This window comes from Tabrizicola flagellatus, assembly GCF_008271465.1.
Taxonomy (GTDB): Bacteria; Pseudomonadota; Alphaproteobacteria; order Rhodobacterales; family Rhodobacteraceae; genus Tabrizicola; species Tabrizicola flagellata.
On the sequence record NZ_VMDU01000017.1, the window covers coordinates 19,268 to 35,717 of the forward strand.

General features: G+C 68.3%; 18 protein-coding genes. 12 read left to right on the forward strand and 6 right to left on the reverse strand.

All coding sequences use genetic code 11. The annotated features are described in order from the left end of the window. Nucleotides 1-2: 2 nt before the first annotated feature. Nucleotides 3-929, reverse strand: coding sequence for a carbohydrate ABC transporter permease (locus tag FL625_RS15885; protein ID WP_200833969.1), 927 nt, complete (start codon nt 927-929; stop codon nt 3-5). A gap of 214 nt (nt 930-1,143) precedes the next feature. Between FL625_RS15885 and FL625_RS15890 the strand changes: the two genes are divergently transcribed. Next, on the forward strand, nt 1,144-1,905 hold the full coding sequence (locus tag FL625_RS15890) for a GntR family transcriptional regulator (RefSeq protein ID WP_149589656.1): 762 nt from the start codon (nt 1,144-1,146) through the stop codon (nt 1,903-1,905). Continuing rightward, nucleotides 1,902-3,737 carry a beta-N-acetylhexosaminidase gene (locus FL625_RS15895; RefSeq protein ID WP_235019456.1) on the forward strand — a complete coding sequence of 612 codons (1,836 nt, stop codon included), beginning with the start codon at nt 1,902-1,904 and terminating at the stop codon, nt 3,735-3,737. Before FL625_RS15890 ends, FL625_RS15895 begins: the two co-directional genes overlap by 4 nt. 45 nt (nt 3,738-3,782) lie before the next feature. Here the strand turns inward: FL625_RS15895 and FL625_RS15900 are convergent, their stop codons facing one another. From FL625_RS15900 to glmU, 5 genes are read right to left on the reverse strand one after another with little or no spacing between them, the layout of a single operon-like run. Then, on the reverse strand, nt 3,783-4,454 hold the full coding sequence (locus tag FL625_RS15900) for a DNA alkylation repair protein (RefSeq protein ID WP_149589657.1): 672 nt from the start codon (nt 4,452-4,454) through the stop codon (nt 3,783-3,785). Then, nucleotides 4,451-4,999 carry a pyridoxamine 5'-phosphate oxidase family protein gene (locus FL625_RS15905; RefSeq protein WP_149589658.1) on the reverse strand — a complete coding sequence of 183 codons (549 nt, stop codon included), beginning with the start codon at nt 4,997-4,999 and terminating at the stop codon, nt 4,451-4,453. Before FL625_RS15905 ends, FL625_RS15900 begins: the two co-directional genes overlap by 4 nt. Nucleotides 5,000-5,047: 48 nt before the next feature. Then, nucleotides 5,048-5,581 (reverse strand): DUF3833 family protein, encoded by a 534-nt coding sequence (locus FL625_RS15910; RefSeq protein ID WP_149589659.1) that lies wholly within the window; start codon nt 5,579-5,581, stop codon nt 5,048-5,050. Between the two features lie 51 nt (nt 5,582-5,632). Beyond that, entirely contained in the window at nt 5,633-7,450 is a 1,818-nt protein-coding gene (gene glmS / locus FL625_RS15915) for a glutamine--fructose-6-phosphate transaminase (isomerizing) (protein ID WP_149589660.1), read from the reverse strand. A gap of 2 nt (nt 7,451-7,452) precedes the next feature. Further along, nucleotides 7,453-8,805 carry a bifunctional UDP-N-acetylglucosamine diphosphorylase/glucosamine-1-phosphate N-acetyltransferase GlmU gene (gene glmU / locus FL625_RS15920; protein WP_149589661.1) on the reverse strand — a complete coding sequence of 451 codons (1,353 nt, stop codon included), beginning with the start codon at nt 8,803-8,805 and terminating at the stop codon, nt 7,453-7,455. Between the two features lie 93 nt (nt 8,806-8,898). On the opposite strand from glmU, the gene FL625_RS15925 reads away from it, so the two are divergent. The 10 genes from FL625_RS15925 (at nt 8,899) to FL625_RS18125 (ending at nt 16,447) form a co-directional block, all read left to right on the forward strand. Beyond that, nucleotides 8,899-9,549 carry an HAD-IA family hydrolase gene (locus FL625_RS15925; RefSeq protein ID WP_149589662.1) on the forward strand — a complete coding sequence of 217 codons (651 nt, stop codon included), beginning with the start codon at nt 8,899-8,901 and terminating at the stop codon, nt 9,547-9,549. 372 nt (nt 9,550-9,921) lie between these two features. After that, complete coding sequence (locus FL625_RS15930) at nt 9,922-11,181, forward strand: TCR/Tet family MFS transporter (protein WP_149589663.1); 1,260 nt, start codon at nt 9,922-9,924, stop codon at nt 11,179-11,181. Beyond that, nucleotides 11,178-12,410 carry a DegT/DnrJ/EryC1/StrS family aminotransferase gene (locus FL625_RS15935; protein WP_149589664.1) on the forward strand — a complete coding sequence of 411 codons (1,233 nt, stop codon included), beginning with the start codon at nt 11,178-11,180 and terminating at the stop codon, nt 12,408-12,410. Before FL625_RS15930 ends, FL625_RS15935 begins: the two co-directional genes overlap by 4 nt. Beyond that, a complete protein-coding gene (locus tag FL625_RS15940; RefSeq protein WP_149589665.1) occupies nt 12,410-12,931 on the forward strand; it encodes a thermonuclease family protein in 522 nt (173 codons plus the stop codon). Before FL625_RS15935 ends, FL625_RS15940 begins: the two co-directional genes overlap by 1 nt. 203 nt (nt 12,932-13,134) lie before the next feature. Continuing rightward, complete coding sequence (locus FL625_RS15945) at nt 13,135-13,500, forward strand: NADH-quinone oxidoreductase subunit A (protein ID WP_149589666.1); 366 nt, start codon at nt 13,135-13,137, stop codon at nt 13,498-13,500. Next, nucleotides 13,491-14,024: a NuoB/complex I 20 kDa subunit family protein gene (locus FL625_RS15950; protein WP_200833970.1), complete on the forward strand. Its 534-nt coding sequence runs from the start codon at nt 13,491-13,493 to the stop codon at nt 14,022-14,024. Before FL625_RS15945 ends, FL625_RS15950 begins: the two co-directional genes overlap by 10 nt. Nucleotides 14,025-14,026: 2 nt before the next feature. After that, nucleotides 14,027-14,632, forward strand: coding sequence for an NADH-quinone oxidoreductase subunit C (locus FL625_RS15955; protein ID WP_149589667.1), 606 nt, complete (start codon nt 14,027-14,029; stop codon nt 14,630-14,632). Continuing rightward, entirely contained in the window at nt 14,629-15,054 is a 426-nt protein-coding gene (locus FL625_RS15960) for a thioesterase family protein (protein ID WP_235019458.1), read from the forward strand. The genes FL625_RS15955 and FL625_RS15960 overlap by 4 nt, the downstream gene beginning before the upstream one ends. Then, nucleotides 15,051-16,289 (forward strand): NADH-quinone oxidoreductase subunit D, encoded by a 1,239-nt coding sequence (locus FL625_RS15965; protein ID WP_149589668.1) that lies wholly within the window; start codon nt 15,051-15,053, stop codon nt 16,287-16,289. Before FL625_RS15960 ends, FL625_RS15965 begins: the two co-directional genes overlap by 4 nt. Continuing rightward, nucleotides 16,289-16,447, forward strand: a complete 159-nt coding sequence (locus FL625_RS18125; protein ID WP_160147803.1) for a hypothetical protein — start codon at nt 16,289-16,291, stop codon at nt 16,445-16,447. Before FL625_RS15965 ends, FL625_RS18125 begins: the two co-directional genes overlap by 1 nt. The last annotated feature ends 3 nt before the right edge of the window (nt 16,448-16,450 follow it).

A 16,450-nucleotide genomic window follows, 5' to 3' on the forward strand; every position in this document is an offset into this window, starting at 1 on the left:
TGCTACTTCACCCCGTACTTGCGGTTCACGCGGCCCAGCACCCACAGGTAGAGGAGGCTGAAGAGGGCCAGCATGATGACGATGATCACCGCCCGCGCCGCGCCTTCGCCGAATTGCAGGTTGGCGATGGCCACCTTGTAGGTGTCGATGATCATCGTCGTGGTCCCGCCGCGCGGGCCGCCCTGGGTGAGGATCCAGATGATCTCGAAGCTGTTGAAGGTCCAGATCGCCGACATCAGGGCCATGGAAACGATCACCGGCATGATCTGGGGAATGGTGATCCGGCGGAAACGATACCAACGGCTTGCGCCATCGACCCAGGCGGCCTCGTAAAGGTCGCGCGGCACACCCTGCATCGCGGCGAGGAAGAACAGCGTCACCATCGGCGTGCCGACCCAGGCATCGGTCACGATGGCCGACCAGAAGGCCGAGGTCTTGTAGGCGAGGAAGGCGAAGGGGCCGTCGGTGATGCCGATCTTCTGCGCCACGCCCGAGATGATGCCGAAGTCGCCGTTGAAGAGCCACAGCCAGCCGAGGCAGCCCATGGCGATCGGGATCACCCAGGGCGGCATGATGAGGATGCGGAACAGCGCCTGGCCGGGCACCACCGCCATCAGTAGGCTGGCCCCGATCAGGCCGAGGACCAGCTTCAGGCTGACCGAGAAGAACATCCAGACGAAGGTGCGGAGGATGATCTCGCCGAACTTGCCGCCCTGGAAGAGCTTTTCGTAGTTGGCGAAGCCCACATACTCCTCGCCCGCGAGCGAGGCGTTGGTGAAGGACAGCCGGATCGTCTCGACCAGCGGCCAGGCGACGATGACGGCGATGAACAGGATGGCCGGGGCGATCAGGATCCAGGCGAAGGCGCGGTCGGACAGCGCGCGGCGGCGCACCCGTTCCTGCCGTGTGGTGCCCAAGGCCATGGTCATCCGGTCCCCCCTTTCCGCGATGCCGGCATGGGCGAATCGCGCTGTGAGGCCGACCATACCAAAAAATCGCGATAATGCTACCAATATAATACCAAATGCGCGAAAAAATCGGACCAAGGCCCGTTTTTCGCTTGTTTTCTGGCGGTTGATCGGCGCATGATGCGATTGGGGCCGGATTTGGTCTCATCAATATAATACCAATCCGGGGGCGAAGATGGACGACGACCTTGCGCTTTTCCGCCCCGAGGCCTGGTTCCGGGCGGGCCGCGGGCCGCGCTACGAACAGCTTTACCGCCACCTGTCGGCCGCCATCGCGGCGGGCGAGCTGCCGCCCGAGACGCAACTGCCCCCCGAACGCGATCTGGCGCTGATCGCGGATGTGAGCCGGGTCACGGTGCGCAAGGCGGTCAGCCAGCTGGTGGCCGAGGGGCTTCTGGAACAGCGGCGCGGGGCGGGCAGCTTCGTGCGCGCACCGCAGCCCAAGCTGGAACATTCGCTGTCCGCACTTCTGTCCTTCACCGAATACATGCGCCAGCGCGGCAAGACCTCGTCCAGCCGCATCCTGCGCCGGGGCATCTTCCTGCCCACGCCGGACGAGATGATGGCGCTGGGCCTCTCGCCCGGCGACCGGGTGGCGCGGGTCGAGCGGTTGCGCTTTGCCGACGATACGCCGCTGGCGCTGGAATGGTCCTCGCTGCCCACCGACATCCTGCCGGAACCCGAGGCGGTGGAGACCTCGCTTTACGATGTGCTGCGCGGGATGGGCAGGGCGCCGACGCGGGCGGTGCAGCGGATCACGGCGGTCAACCTGACGGCGGCGGATGCGAAGCTCTTGCAACTGCCCGAGGGCGCTGCGGTGCTGCGGATCGACCGGACGGCCTATCTGCCCACGGGCCGGCCGATCGAGTTCACGCGCGGCCTCTACCGCAGCGACATCTACGATTTCATCGCCGAACTGAGGCTGGACGCACCATGAGCCTGACCTTCACCGCCCGCATCGAGGGGCGCCGGATCCGCTGCAGGATCGGGACCGACCGCCCGCTGGCCGCGCCCACCTTCTGCTTTTCGCTGATGGCCGCGCCGGCGGTGGTGTCGGGCGGGACGCTGGTCCGGCGCGTGGCGGGCTATGCCGAGGTGGCCCTGCCGGACCTGGAGCCGGGCCAGCCGCACGAAGTGGTGCTGGAACATGCCAATCCCGACTATGCCCCGCGCAACCGCGCCTGGCTGCCGCTCGGCGCCTATCTGCGGGTCGGGCGGGACTGCCTGCCGCTGCCGCCGGGCAACGATCTGGGCCTGAGGACGGCCGAGGGCCCGCCGGCACCGCCCCTGACCCCGGACCGCCTGCCACTGGTGCCGCAGCCGACGGAGTGGCAGCCTTCGGGCGGGACATGCAACCTTGCCGCACTTGCCCCTGTGACGGGGCTGGAGGCGGTGGACGACCTCGCCGTGCGGCTTGGTCTCGCGCCGCTTTTCGCGCCGGGCGGCGTGGCGCTGACGGTGGAGGAGGACGCGAGCCTCGGCCCCGAGGGCTATCGCCTGACCCTCGCGCCGACCGGGCTGTCGGTCGCGGTCGGCGGGCCGTCGGGGCTGCATCATGCCGGTGTCACGCTGCTGACCCTGCGCGAGACCTGCGGGGGGCGGCTGCCCTGCGGCACGATCACCGACCGCCCGCGCTTCGGCTGGCGCGGGCAGCATCTGGACTGCGCGCGGCATTTCTTCGGGGTGGAGTTCATCCTGCGGCTTCTGGACCTGATGGCGCTTCTGAAGCTGAACCGGTTCCACTGGCATTTCGCCGATGACGAGGCCTTCCGGCTGGAGGTGGAAACGCAACCGCTGCTCTGGCAGCGCACGGCCTTCCGGGGCGAGGGCGAGCTGGTGCCGGGCGTCTTCGGCGGCGGCATCCGGGCGGGCGGCAGCTATTCGCGGGCCGATGTGGCGCGGGTGCTGGCGCGGGCGAAGGCGCTGCGGATCGAGGTCCTGCCCGAGATCGAGGTGCCGGCCCATTCCCACGCGATGGTGAGGGCCGTGCCGGGCCTGCGCGACCCCGGCGACAACGGCGGGGAGGTCTCGATCCAGGGCTATCTGGACAACATCGTCAACCCGGCCATGCCCGCGACCTGGGACCTGCTGTTGCCGCTCGCGCGTGAGGTGGCGGGGATGTTCCCCCTGGGCCTTCTGCATCTGGGCGCGGACGAGGCGCCACCGGGGGCCTGGGGCGGATCGCCGGCCGTGGCCGCGCTGAAGGCGCGCGAGGGGCTGGTGAGCGCCGACGACGTGCAGGGCTGGATGCTGGCGAGGCTGGCGGCCGACCTCGGCCGCGACGGGATCCGCGTCGCGGCCTGGGAAGAGGCGGCGAAGGGCTGCCAGGGCGGCATCGGCAACGGCGCGCTCCTGTTCAGCTGGACGGGTCAGGGGCCGGGGGTCGAGGCCGCGCGGCGCGGGCATGACGTGGTGATGTGTCCGGCGCAGAACGCCTATTTCGACCTGGCCCACAGCGACGACCCGGACGACTGGGGTGCCGCCTGGGCGGGCTTCGTGCCGCTGGAACGGACCGTGGCCTGGGATCCGGTGCCGAAGGGGGCCGAGGACATCGCCCCCCGCGTCGCCGGGGTGCAGGCCTGTTTCTGGGGCGAGTTCACCACGTGGGACCACGAGGCCGAGGGCATGATCGCCCCGCGCATCCTCGGAATCGCGACCAAGGGGTGGGAGCCTGCGGGCCGCACCGATGGCGCCAGCCTGCGCGCCCTGGCCGGGGCCTATGCGCCCCTGTTCGACCGGATCGGCTGGCAGCGGCACCGGGGGGCCTGAGGGAGGCTCGTCGATGGCTTCGCCACTCCTCGCCGGGGGGCGTGGTCACTCGGGCAGGTGCCGCGCGGCCTCCTTGCGGGCGAAGGCCTTCAGCCGGGAACCATGCGCGGCAAGGAAGGCGAGCGTCGCCTCGGCGTCGTGTTTCGAGAGATCGCGCAGCCACCAGGCGACGGCCTTCTGGATGAACCAGTCCGGGTCCGAGGCCAGCGTCGCGCACCAGCCCAGCACGCGCGACCGGATCGCAAGGTCCTGCGCCTTGGGGAAATTCTGCTTGGTCCAGGGCAGCGTCATCACCAGCGCCGCCCGGCGCGTCCACATGTGCGGGCTGGCGACCCAGCCCTCGACCGTGTCGAGCCGCGCCGGGTCGGCCACCAGCCGTTTCTGACCGGCGATGCTGGCATGGTCGGCGATGGCCCAGGCGTCGAAATCGGGCACCCAGGAGAGGATCAGCTCCCAGGCCGCCTGATCGGGGCGGATGCGCGCCTGGGTCAGAAGCTTTGCCGCCGCGACCCGTGCCTCGTGGATGTTCGTCCGCCATAGTTCGGCTGCGAGCGCGATCCGGTCGTCCAGCGTGCGCTCGGCCCGCCAGCGGTCGGCCAGTTCGGCGATCCGGGGCACGGGGACGCCCAGATAGCGCCGGTCGGCCTTGTGATAGGCCTGCATCTCCGCGGCCTTCGCCGGATCTGCAAGTGCCTGCAACTCGGCGAGCGGCGTCACAGGTTGGCCTCGATCCCGGTCGGCAGGCCGTCGATCGTCTGCCGGTTGCGTTCGTCCCAATAGCTGCGCAGACCCTCGGCCCCCTTGGCCGTCGCCCAGTCGCGCAGGACCGGCCGGTCCGCGCGGAAGTCCATGAAGGGCACGGCAAAGCCGCAGGAGGACTGCACCAGATCTACCGCCACATCGACGATCTGCCGCGCGCCGGGCTGGTCGGGCAGCTCGGCCGCAAGGCCCGCCCAGTCGGAATCGCCGTGGTGCACCGCCCGCCCCATGCCATAGGCGCGCAGGATCAGCGGCCGCACGGTGAAGCTGCACCACATCAGCGTGATGCGCGGTTCCAGCGCGAGATGCGCCGCCGTCTCGTTGCCCGAGCCGGTCAGGTTCAGCCAGAGGATCCGGCGCGGCGACAGGACGCGCAACGAATCCATACCCTTTGGCGACAGGTTCACCCGTCCGCCCGGCGCGGCGGTGGCGACGAAGAAGAGATGCTGCTCGGCGATGAAACCGATCTGGTCGGGTTGCAACTCGCTGTATCGCTTGCCCATGGGGTCCTCCGCCAGGGCAGAGTGCCAGCCGGGCGGGGGAAGGGCAAGTCAGCGGCGGATCACGAAGCGGACCGAGGCGACGGCGATCCCGGCGCGGGTGACGACGGCGTCGTTGACGATGCTGCCGTCGGGCAGCGCGTAGAGAATATCTTGGAACCCCAGACGGTTGACGCCCGAAGGTGATCTGAAATCTGCGGTGTAGGAGAGGCGGATCAGGCCGTTCTCCTCGATCACCGTGGCCTCGCCCACGGTGTCCTCGCGCCTGCCCGTCCAGCGACCGGGACCGGTTTCGCGGAAGACCCAGGTCAGGCGGTCCTTCTGGCCGTCGTCATAGGCGAAGTCCTCGACCACGGTGAGGACGCGGGCGCCGTCGCGGCCAGTGACGGTGCCGTTCAGACGTGCGGTGAAGCGGCGTTCGTCGCCGGTGAGCCAGACCCGGAAATGGCCGCGGCCAGTGGTGCGTCCCGTGAAGGCCGAGACCAGGGTGATCGGCGGGCCGGCGGTGGGCGGCGCGGCGGGCGTGGTGGCGCAGGCGGCGAGGGGCAGGGCGGCAAGGCCGAGAAGCAGGGTTCTGCGCAGCATGGGCGGGCTCCGTTTCCGTTGGATACGCAGCCCGCTCGCTCCCGGATCAGCCTATTCCACCGTGACCGACTTGGCCAGATTGCGCGGCTGGTCCACGTCCGTGCCCTTGGCGACGGCGGTGTGATAGGCCAGAAGCTGCGCCGGCACCGCATAGAGGATCGGCGCCCAGACGGGCTCCACCCCCGGCAGGGTCAGAGTCTTCCAGCTGCCCTGACCGGCCTCGGCCACGCCTTCGGCATCGGACAACAGCAACACCTTGCCGTTGCGCGCCATCACCTCCTGCATGTTCGACACCGTCTTGTCGAACAGCGCATCCTTCGGGGCCAGCACGATCACGGGAACGTCCGCGTCGATCAGCGCGATGGGGCCGTGCTTCAGTTCGCCCGATGCATAACCTTCGGCGTGGATGTAGCTGATTTCCTTCAGTTTCAGTGCCCCTTCCAGCGCAAGCGGGAACATCGGGCCGCGACCGAGGAACAGGATATCCTGCGCCTTGGCCAGATCCTCGGCCACCCGTGCGATCGGGTCGGAGAGGGCCAGCGCCGCGTTCATCAGCCCCGGCACTGCGCGCAGGCTGTCGAGCCGCGCGGCAAGGTCGCGCGCGTCGATCCGGCCGCGATCCTGCGCCGCCTTCAGCGCCATCAGGGCGAGCACCGTCAGCTGGCAGGTGAAGGCCTTGGTCGAGGCGACGCCCACTTCCACCCCGGCGAGGATCGGCAGCGCGAGGTCCGACTCGCGCGCGATGGAAGAAGTGGGGACGTTGATGACGGAAACGACCTTCGCCACCCTTTCCTTGACATGGCGCAGCGCGGCCAGCGTGTCCGCCGTCTCTCCCGACTGGCTGACGAAGATCGCCATCGAGGCCGGCGACAGGACCGGGTCACGGTAGCGAAACTCGGACGCGATGTCGATGTCGGCGGGCAGGCCCGCGATCTGCTCGAACCAGTATTTCGCGACGTGGCAGGCATAGGAGGCCGTGCCGCAGGCGACCATCGTCACGCGGTCGATCCCCTTGAAATCAAGGGCTTCGGGCAGGCGCAGCACACCATCTGCGGTGGTGTAGTGCTTCAGCGCATCGGCGATGACCACGGGCTGTTCGGCGATTTCCTTGGCCATGAAATGCTTGTAGCCGGCCTTCTCGATCCGTGTCGCGTCCAGCTGGATCCGCGTCTCGGCCCGGTTGGCGCGGCGGTTCTGCGCGTCGTAGATCTCGGCCCCGGCGCGGGTGATGACGGCCCAGTCGCCTTCCTCCAGATAGGTGATCCGGTCGGTCATCGGCGCAAGCGCGATGGCGTCCGAGCCCACGAACATCTCGCCCTCGCCCCAGCCGATCGCGAGCGGCGAGCCCTTGCGGGCGGCGATCATCAGGTCGTCCTGGCCGTCGAAGAGGAAGCAGAGCGCGAAGGCGCCGTGCAGGCGGGACAGGGTTTCCTTGGCGGCCTCGACCGGCGAGGCGCCGCGATCCATCGCGCGCTTGACCAGAAGGACGACCGTCTCGGTATCGGTCTCGGATTCCTGGACATATCCGTCCGCGGCCAGTTCGGCGCGCAGCTCGCGGAAATTCTCGATGATGCCGTTGTGGACGACGGCGACGCCGCCCGCGCGGTGCGGATGCGCATTGCTGACGGTGGCAGCGCCGTGGGTGGCCCAGCGGGTATGGCCGATTCCTGCCTTTCCGGCCAAGGGGTTGTGGACCAGAAGGTCGGACAGGTTCACCAGCTTACCGACCGCCCGGCGGCGATCCAGACGCCCCTCGTTCACGGTGGCGATCCCGGCGGAATCATATCCGCGATATTCCAGCCGCTTCAGCGCCTCGACCAGGAGAGGCGCCGCCTCATGATTGCCCAATACCCCTACAATACCGCACATTTCTAATGACCTTTCGCCTTCGCAGCCTTGATGGCCTTCAACTTTTCGAACATCCGGGTGGCAAGGCCCGGTTTCGTGACCTGCCGGGCGCGGCCGATGGCCACGGCCTCGGGCGGCACGTCCTCGGTGATGACGGATCCGCTGGCCGTCAGCGCGCCGTCGCCCACCGTGACCGGCGCGACCAGCATGGTGTCCGAGCCGATGAAGGCGCGCTTGCCGATGGTGGTACGGTGCTTCATCACCCCGTCGTAATTGCAGGTCACTGTGCCCGCGCCGATGTTGGTGTGTTCGCCGACATGGGCATCGCCGAGATAGGTGAGGTGGCCGACCTTCACGCCTTCGTCGAGGATGGCGTTCTTGATTTCCACGAAGTTGCCGACATGCACGTCCTCGGCCAGTTCCGCGCCGGGTCTCAGCCTTGCAAAGGGGCCGACGGTGGCGCCGCGGCTGATGTGGCAGCCCTCCAGATGGCAGAAGCCCTTGATCTCGGCGCCGGATTCCACGGTGACCCCGGGACCGAAGATCACGTTGGGGCCGATCACCGCGTCGCGGCCCACATGCGTATCCAGCGCGAAGAACACGGTGTCGGGCGCGGTGAGGGTGACGCCGTTCTCCAGGGCGTCCGCGCGGGCGCGGGCCTGGAAGGCGGCCTCGGCCTCGGCCAGTTGCGCGCGGGTGTTGACGCCCAGCGTCTCGGATTCGGGGCAGAGGACGACGCCGGCCGAGAGGCCGCGCCTGCGGGCCAGTTCGACGATGTCGGTCAGGTAGTATTCGCCGGCGGCATTGGCGTTGCCGACCTCGGCGATCAGCGAGAACAGGGTGCGCGCCTCGGCGCAGAGGACGCCCGAGTTGCAGAGGGTGATCGCGCGTTCCGCCTCGGCGGCGTCCTTGAATTCGCGGATCGCCAGCAGTTCGTCGCCTTCCGTGATGAGCCGGCCATAACGGCCGGGGTCGCGGGCGTGGAAGCCGAGGATGACGACCGCGTGGCGGGCGCGGGCGTCGAGCATCGCGCGCAGGGTCTCTTCGCGGATCAGGGGGGTGTCGGCGTAAAGGACGATGGCCTCGCCCTCGGCCTCGGCGAGAAGCGGGGCGGCCTGGGCCACGGCATGCGCGGTGCCGAGCTGGGGATCCTGGACCACGGTCTCCACCGCCTCGTCGAAGGCGCGGGCCGAGGCCGCGACCGCCTCGCCGCCGTGGCCGGTGACGGTGACGATGCGGGAGGGGTCCAGGCTGCGGGCGGTGGCGAGCGCGTGGTGGAGGAGGGGGGCGGCGGCGACCTGGTGGAGGACCTTGGGCAGGTCGGAGTTCATCCGGGTGCCCTGCCCGGCGGCCAAGACGATGACTGAAACCTGCATTCTGCCCCTTTCCTTATCGTTGCGCCCGTTTTACCCCCCATGGACCGGGTGGCAAGGGGGCCGCTCCTCACGCCACGTTACAGGAAGACCCGCATGCGCTGTGTAGTGTTCGATCTGGACGGAACTTTGGCGGATACCTCGGCGGACCTGCTGGCGGCGGCCAATGCGGTGCTGCCCCGGCCGGTGCTGGGGCCGGGGGATGAGCTGACCGCCTTTCACGGCGGGCGCGCCATGCTGCGGCTGGGGTTCCGGAGGCTGGGGCTGGACTGGAGCGAGGCGGACGTCGATGCGGGCTATCCGCGCCTTCTGGAGGCCTACCGGGCGGGGATCGCCACCCATACCCGGCTGTATCCCGGCGCGATGGAGGCGGTGGAGCGGTTGAAGGGGCTGGGCTTCGCGGTCTCGATCTGCACCAACAAGCCGGAGGGGCTGGCCGAGCTTCTGCTGGCCGAGCTGGGGGTGCGCGACGCCTTCGGGGCGCTGGTCGGCGCCGATACCTTCCCGGTCAGGAAGCCCGATCCGACCCCCTACCGCGCGGCGGTGGAGCGGGCGGGGGGCGTGGTGGGGCGGTCGATGCTGGTGGGCGACACCGAGACCGACGCGAAGACCGGGGTGGCGGCCGGGGTGCCGGTGGCGCTGGTCACCTTCGGGCCGGAAGGGGCGGGGGTGTCCCGATTCAACCCGGCCGCCCTTCTGGAGAGGTTCGAGGACCTGCCGGGGCTGGCCGGGCGGCTGATCGGCTGATGTGTCCACGGTGGACATTTCCTGATCCATGAAGGAAATCAGTGTCTTGGTCGCAGGCGTTAGGGAAATCTTAACACCTGCCTGAGGTCGCGTGGGCAGCACTGGGGAGGCCCCCCACCCCCCTCCCCTCCCCACTGAGGGGGAGGGGAGGCGACCTGTCCGGGGGCGGGTTTCGGGGTGGGGCGGATGTCGACTCGTGCGCTGCGCGCAAGCCTGTTGTCTCGCCTCTGGCGCTGCGCGCCAACCGGCTCGGGCGCCTCCGGCGGGGATATTTGGGGACAGATGAAAGGGTATGGCGCGCGCTGCTGTCACCGGGGTGGGCGACGCTGTGCCCTTTGACAGTCGTCCGCGCCACCCATAGGGTCGCGGCCCATGACCGAGGCCTCCGACCTGCCCGCACCGACCGCGACCGAGGCGCCTCGGCCTGTGAGCCGGCATGCGGTGACCTTCGTGCTGATCACGGTCTTTCTGGACATGGTGGGCTTCGGCCTGATCATGCCGGTCCTGCCCAAGCTGATCGAGGATGTGGGCCATGTGGACATCGCGCGGGCGGCGGTGATCGGCGGCTGGATGTTTGCGGCCTTCAGCCTGGCGCAGTTCGTCTTCGCGCCCTTGATGGGCAACCTGGCCGACCGTTTCGGGCGCCGGCCGCTTCTCTTGCTGGCGATCTTCGGGCTGGGGGCGGATTTCATCCTGATGGCGCTGGCGCCCTCGCTGGAATGGCTGTTCGCGGGCCGGATCATCGCCGGGGTCTGCGGCGCGAGCTGGATCATCGCCAGCGCCTTCATCGCCGATGTCACCGCGCCGGACGACCGGGCCAAGGCCTATGGCTACATGGGGGCGGCCTTCGGGGTGGGTTTCGTCATCGGTCCGGCGATCGGGGGGCTTCTGGGAGAGCTGGGGCCACGGGTTCCGTTCTGGGTGGCGGCGGGCATTTCTCTGGTGAACTTCGTCTACGGGATGCTGGTCCTGCCGGAATCGCTGGCGCCGGAGAACCGGCGCAGGTTCGAGCTGTGGCGGGCGAACCCCTTCGGCGCCTTCCGGGTCTTTGCGACCTACAGGGGCGTGTTGCCGATGGTGATGGTCATGGGGCTGTTCTTCTTTTCCACCAGCGTTTATCCGGCGATCTGGACCTTCTGGGGCATCGCCAAGTTCGGCTGGTCCGAGGCGATGGTGGGCGGCACGCTGGCGATCTTCGGGCTGATCGCGGGGGGCTTTCAGGGGTTCCTCACCGGCCCGGCCACGAAACGCTTCGGCGAATGGCAGGTCGCGCTGTTCGGGCTGGTCTGCGCGACGCTGGTGGTGCTGGGCTATGGGTTCGTGGGCTCTCTCGGCGCGGTGATCGCGCTGATGATCCTGCACGGGCCGGAGGGGTTCGTGCATCCGCTTCTGACCTCGATGCTGACCAAGCGCGTGCCCGAGGATGCCCAGGGCGAGTTGCAGGGCGGGATTTCCGCCGTCACGAATGTCGCCATGCTGTTCGGCACAGTGTTCTTCGCCTTCATCTTCGGGCATTTCTGGGCCGAGGGTCGCGCCTGGCGGTCAACGGACGTGGCCTACTGGGTGGCGGCGGGGTTCCTGGCGTTGACCACGGTGCTGTTCCTGAATCTGAAGAGGTCCGAGAAGGCATGAGCGAGACGTTCCGTGGCAGTTTCACCCAGCAGGAGCCGATCCCGGAGGCGGGGATCGACGCGGCGCTGGCCGTCCTGCGGCACGGGCGGTTGCACCGGTACAACACGGTGGCCGGAGAGGTCGCCGAGACGGCCCTGCTGGAAGAGGAATTCGCGGCCCATGTCGGGGCGAAATACTGCCTTGCGCTGGCCTCGGGCGGAGCGGCGATGGCCTGCGCCCTGCGTGCGTTGCAGGTGAAGCCGGGCGAGCCGGTGCTGTCCAACGCCTTCACCCTGGCGCCGGTGCCGGGGGCGATCGCCTCGATCGGGGCGCGGCCGGTGTTCGTCGAGGTGACCGAGGACCTGACGATCGACCTTGCGCATCTGGAGGCGCAGGCGAAGGCGTCAGGCGCGCGGGTGCTGCTGCTGAGCCACATGCGGGGCCATGTCTGCGACATGGAGGCGCTGATGGCGCTGGCCGACCGGCTGGGGCTGCGCGTCGTCGAGGATTGCGCGCACACGATGGGCGCGAAGTGGAAGGGCGTGCCTTCGGGCCGGCACGGGGCGATCGGCTGCTATTCGACGCAGACCTACAAGCACATGAACAGCGGCGAGGGGGGGCTTCTGGTCACCGACGATGCCGAGCTGGCGGCGCGGGCGGTGCTTCTGTCGGGGTCCTACATGCTCTATGCCCGCCACCGCGCGGCGCCCCCGCCGGAGGTGTTCGAGCGCCTGAAGCTGGAGGTGCCGAACGTCTCGTCCCGGATGGACAACCTGCGCGCGGCGATCCTGCGGCCGCAGATCGCGTTGCTGGATGACCGTCGGGCGCGCTGGCGGCGGCTTTATCAGGGGATGGAGCGGGGGCTTGCGGGTGCGCCGGGGCTGAAGCTGATCGAAAGGCCGCAGCACGAGGACTATGTGGGCTCGTCCTTCCAGTTCCTGCTGCCGGGCTGGGAGGCGGCGCGGGTGGCCGCCTTCGTCGCCGGGGCAGCGGCGCGGGGGGTGGAGCTGAAATGGTTCGGCGCGGCCGAGCCGCAGGGTTTTACCAGCCGCTACGCGCATTGGCAGTATGCCGCGCCCGAACCCCTGCCGCAGAGCGACCGGGTGCTGGCCGGGCTGATCGACATGCGGCTGCCGCTGACCTTCACGCCCGAGGACGTGGCGCAGATCGCCCGGATCATCGCCGACGAGGTCCGTGCGGCCGCCGAGGCGCGCGATCTTGCCCCGGTGGCGGCCCCGGCGGCGGACTGATGGGCTGGCTGTTCCGCCCGGCGCGGCCGGCGGGGATGTTGACGCGGGGCCTGCGCCGGATCGCGGATCCGCGATTCTACCTGAAAGCGGTGATCGGGCTGGCGCTGGCGGGGCTGGTGATCGTGCCCACGGTGGCCGACCTGATCAACGCCGCGACCCGGACGGCAGTCGGCGAGGCGGGGGACTGCCGGATCTTCCGGGTGGTGGACGGGGACACGGTGTCGCTGATCTGCGCCGGGGACGGGATGATCAGCGCGCGGCTTCTGGGCTTTGACACGCCGGAGAAGTATTCGCCCGGCTGCCTGTCCGAGTTCGTGGCGGCGGAACGGGCAAGCTGGGCCTTGCGGATGCTGATCCGCAAGGCCGACCGCATCGTGCTGCGGCGCGAGGGGACGGACCGCTATGGCCGGCTGCTGGTGCGGATGGAACTGGACGGGGTGGACCTGGCCCGCCTGATGATCCGGGCGGGCCATGCGCGCCTCTATTCGGGCGGCCCGCGCGGGAGCTGGTGCGGAAGCTGAGCGCCGCTTCGCCTCTCGCGCCCGGCGGCGGCGGGATACCTTAGCGAAACGCTTGGATCAACGAAATTTCTGCACCTGCAAAGCCCGGATTCCGGTCCTCCTTCGGTTGACCCCGGCAGGGCCGCAGAGTAAACGGGCGGGGAGACATGGCGGGCCGACAAGCCCGCCCGCACGCGCGCCGCCAGCAGTCAAGGAGCCCCCTCGTGGACCTGATCCTCCGAGAGTATCTGCCCATCCTCATCCTTCTAGCCGTTGCCGTCGGACTGGGCCTGGTCCTGATCCTGGCGGCGGCCGTCCTGGCCGTGCGGAACCCGGACCCCGAGAAGGTTTCGGCCTACGAATGCGGCTTCAACGCCTTCGACGACGCGCGGATGAAATTCGATGTGCGGTTCTATCTGGTGTCGATCCTGTTCATCATCTTCGACCTGGAAGTGGCGTTCCTGTTCCCCTGGGCGGTGGCCTTCGGGGAACTGAGCATGGCGGCCTTCTGGTCGATGATGCTGTTCCTGGCCGTGCTGACCGTCGGCTTTGCCTATGAATGGAAGAAGGGGGCGCTGGAATGGGAGTGATGACCGGAGCCAACACCGCCGCCGCCGACCACGAGGTCGCCGTCCAGGCCCTGAACCGCGAGCTGTCGGACAAGGGGTTCATCCTGACCTCGACCGAGGACATCATCAACTGGGCGCGGATCGGGTCGCTGCACTGGATGACCTTCGGCCTCGCGTGCTGCGCGGTCGAGATGATGCATACCTCGATGCCGCGCTATGACCTGGAACGCTTCGGCACCGCGCCGCGCGCCTCGCCCCGGCAGTCCGACCTGATGATCGTGGCGGGGACGCTGACGAACAAGATGGCCCCGGCCCTGCGCAAGGTCTATGACCAGATGCCCGAGCCGCGCTATGTCATCAGCATGGGGTCCTGCGCCAACGGGGGCGGCTATTACCACTACAGCTATTCGGTCGTGCGCGGCTGCGACCGGATCGTGCCGGTCGATGTCTATGTGCCGGGCTGCCCGCCGACGGCCGAGGCGCTGCTCTACGGCATCCTTCAGTTGCAGCGGAAGATCCGCCGCACCGGCACCCTGGTGAGGTAATCATGAGCGAAGCCCTTCAGGAACTTGCCGGGATCATCGAGATGAAGCAGCCCGAGGCCGTGGTCTCGAGCGCGATCGCCTTCGGCGAGCTGACGGTGGTGGCGAATCTGGCCAATCTGGAAGACCTGGTCGAATTCCTGCGCGACGACCTGTCGTGCCGGTTCTCGACGCTGGTGGACATCACGGCGGTGGACCATCCGGAACGGGTGCAGCGGTTCGACGTGGTCTATCACTTCCTGTCGATGTACCGGAATCACCGCATCCGCGTTAAGGTCGCGGTGCGCGAGGACGAGATGGTGCCCTCGATCACCGACCTGCACCCGTCGGCCAACTGGTTCGAGCGGGAAGTCTTCGACATGTTCGGGATCCTGTTCTCGGGTCACCCGGACCTGCGGCGCATCCTGACCGACTACGGCTTCCGCGGCTATCCCTTGCGCAAGGACTTCCCGACCACGGGCTACACCGAGGTCCGCTACGACGAGGCGCTGAAGCGGGTCGTCTATGAACCGGTCAAGCTGGTGCAGGAATACCGCCAGTTCGACTTCATGAGCCCCTGGGAAGGTGCGGACTACATCCTTCCCGGCGACCAGAAGGCAGAGACGAAGTGAAACCGGGCCTCGCCATAGGCGACCGGGCGGTGTTCCGTCACCGGATCGGGCCGCAGCACACGGTGCCGGCGCTCTATCCCGAGGCCGCGCGCTTCCAGGAGATGCCGGCGGTGCTGGCCACGGGCTATTTGGTCGGACTGATGGAATGGGCCTGCGTGGAACAGATCGCGCCCTATTACGAGGACGGCGAAGGGTCGTTGGGCACGCATGTCGAGTTCAGCCATGTCGCGCCCACCCCGCCCGGTCTGGCGGTGACGGTGGAAAGCGAAGTGACCGACATCGACGGCAGGTTCGTCTGGTTCCGGTGCCGGGCGCATGACGGGGTGGACATGATCGGCGAGGGGCGGCATCAGCGCGCCGTCGTCCGGTGGGAGAAATTCGTGCCGAAGGCGATGGCCAAGGCGGAAAAGGCGGTGGCATGATGGACGGCGATATCCGCAGGAACACCTACGACGACGGCTCGGTCGACCTCGAGACGGGCGAACAGCGCATCCGCAATTTCAACATCAACTTCGGGCCGCAGCACCCGGCGGCGCATGGCGTGCTGCGTCTGGTGCTGGAACTGGACGGCGAGATCGTCGAACGCTGCGACCCGCATATCGGCCTTCTGCACCGCGGCACCGAAAAGCTGATGGAAAGCCGCACCTATCTGCAGAACCTGCCCTATTTCGACCGGCTGGATTATGTGGCGCCGATGAACCAGGAACATGCCTGGTGTCTGGCGATCGAGCGGCTGACCGGCACGGTCGTGCCGCGCCGCGCCAGCCTGATCCGGGTGCTGTTCTCGGAAATCGGGCGGGTGCTGAACCACCTTCTGAACGTGACCACGCAGGCAATGGATGTGGGCGCCTTGACGCCTCCGCTCTGGGGCTTCGAGGAGCGCGAGAAGCTGATGGTCTTCTACGAACGCGCCTGCGGGGCGCGGCTGCACGCGGCCTATTTCCGGCCCGGCGGCGTCCATCAGGACCTGACGCCGCAGCTGATCGACGACATCGACGCCTGGGCGGAAGCCTTCCCCAAGGTTCTGGACGACATCGACGGCCTGCTGACCGAGAACCGCATCTTCAAGCAACGCAATGCCGATATCGGGATCGTCACCGAAAAGGACATCCTGGACTGGGGCTATTCCGGCGTGATGGTGCGCGGCTCGGGCCTCGCCTGGGATCTGCGCCGCGCCCAGCCCTATGAGTGCTATGACGAGTTCGACTTCAAGATCCCGGTCGGCAAGAACGGCGACTGCTATGACCGCTATCTCTGCCGGATGGCCGAGATGCGGGAATCGACCAGCATCATCCGCCAGGCCTGCGCCAAGCTCAGGGTGGAAAAGGGCGACGTGCTGGCGCGCGGCAAGATCACCCCGCCGAAGCGGGCCGAGATGAAGACCTCGATGGAGGCGCTCATCCACCATTTCAAGCTTTACACCGAAGGGTTCCACGTCCCGGCAGGCGAGGTCTATGCCGCCGTCGAGGCGCCCAAGGGCGAGTTCGGGGTCTATCTGGTGGCCGATGGCACCAACCGTCCCTATCGCGCCAAGATCCGTGCCCCGGGCTATCCGCATCTGCAGTCGCTCGACTGGTTGTGCAAGGGGCATCAGCTGGCCGACGTCTCGGCGATCATCGGCACGCTGGACATCGTGTTCGGGGAGATCGACCGCTGATGCCGGACGTGACCTTCAATCTGTGGACCCTGATCCTGGGCGCGGTCGCCGGCCTCGCCGGGGTTCTGGGCTCCCGCTATGGCCACAAGCTGGTCATGGGTGCCATCTCGGGCGCCGTGGCGGCCGTGGTCCTGACCTTCGCCAGAGGATATTTCTGAGCC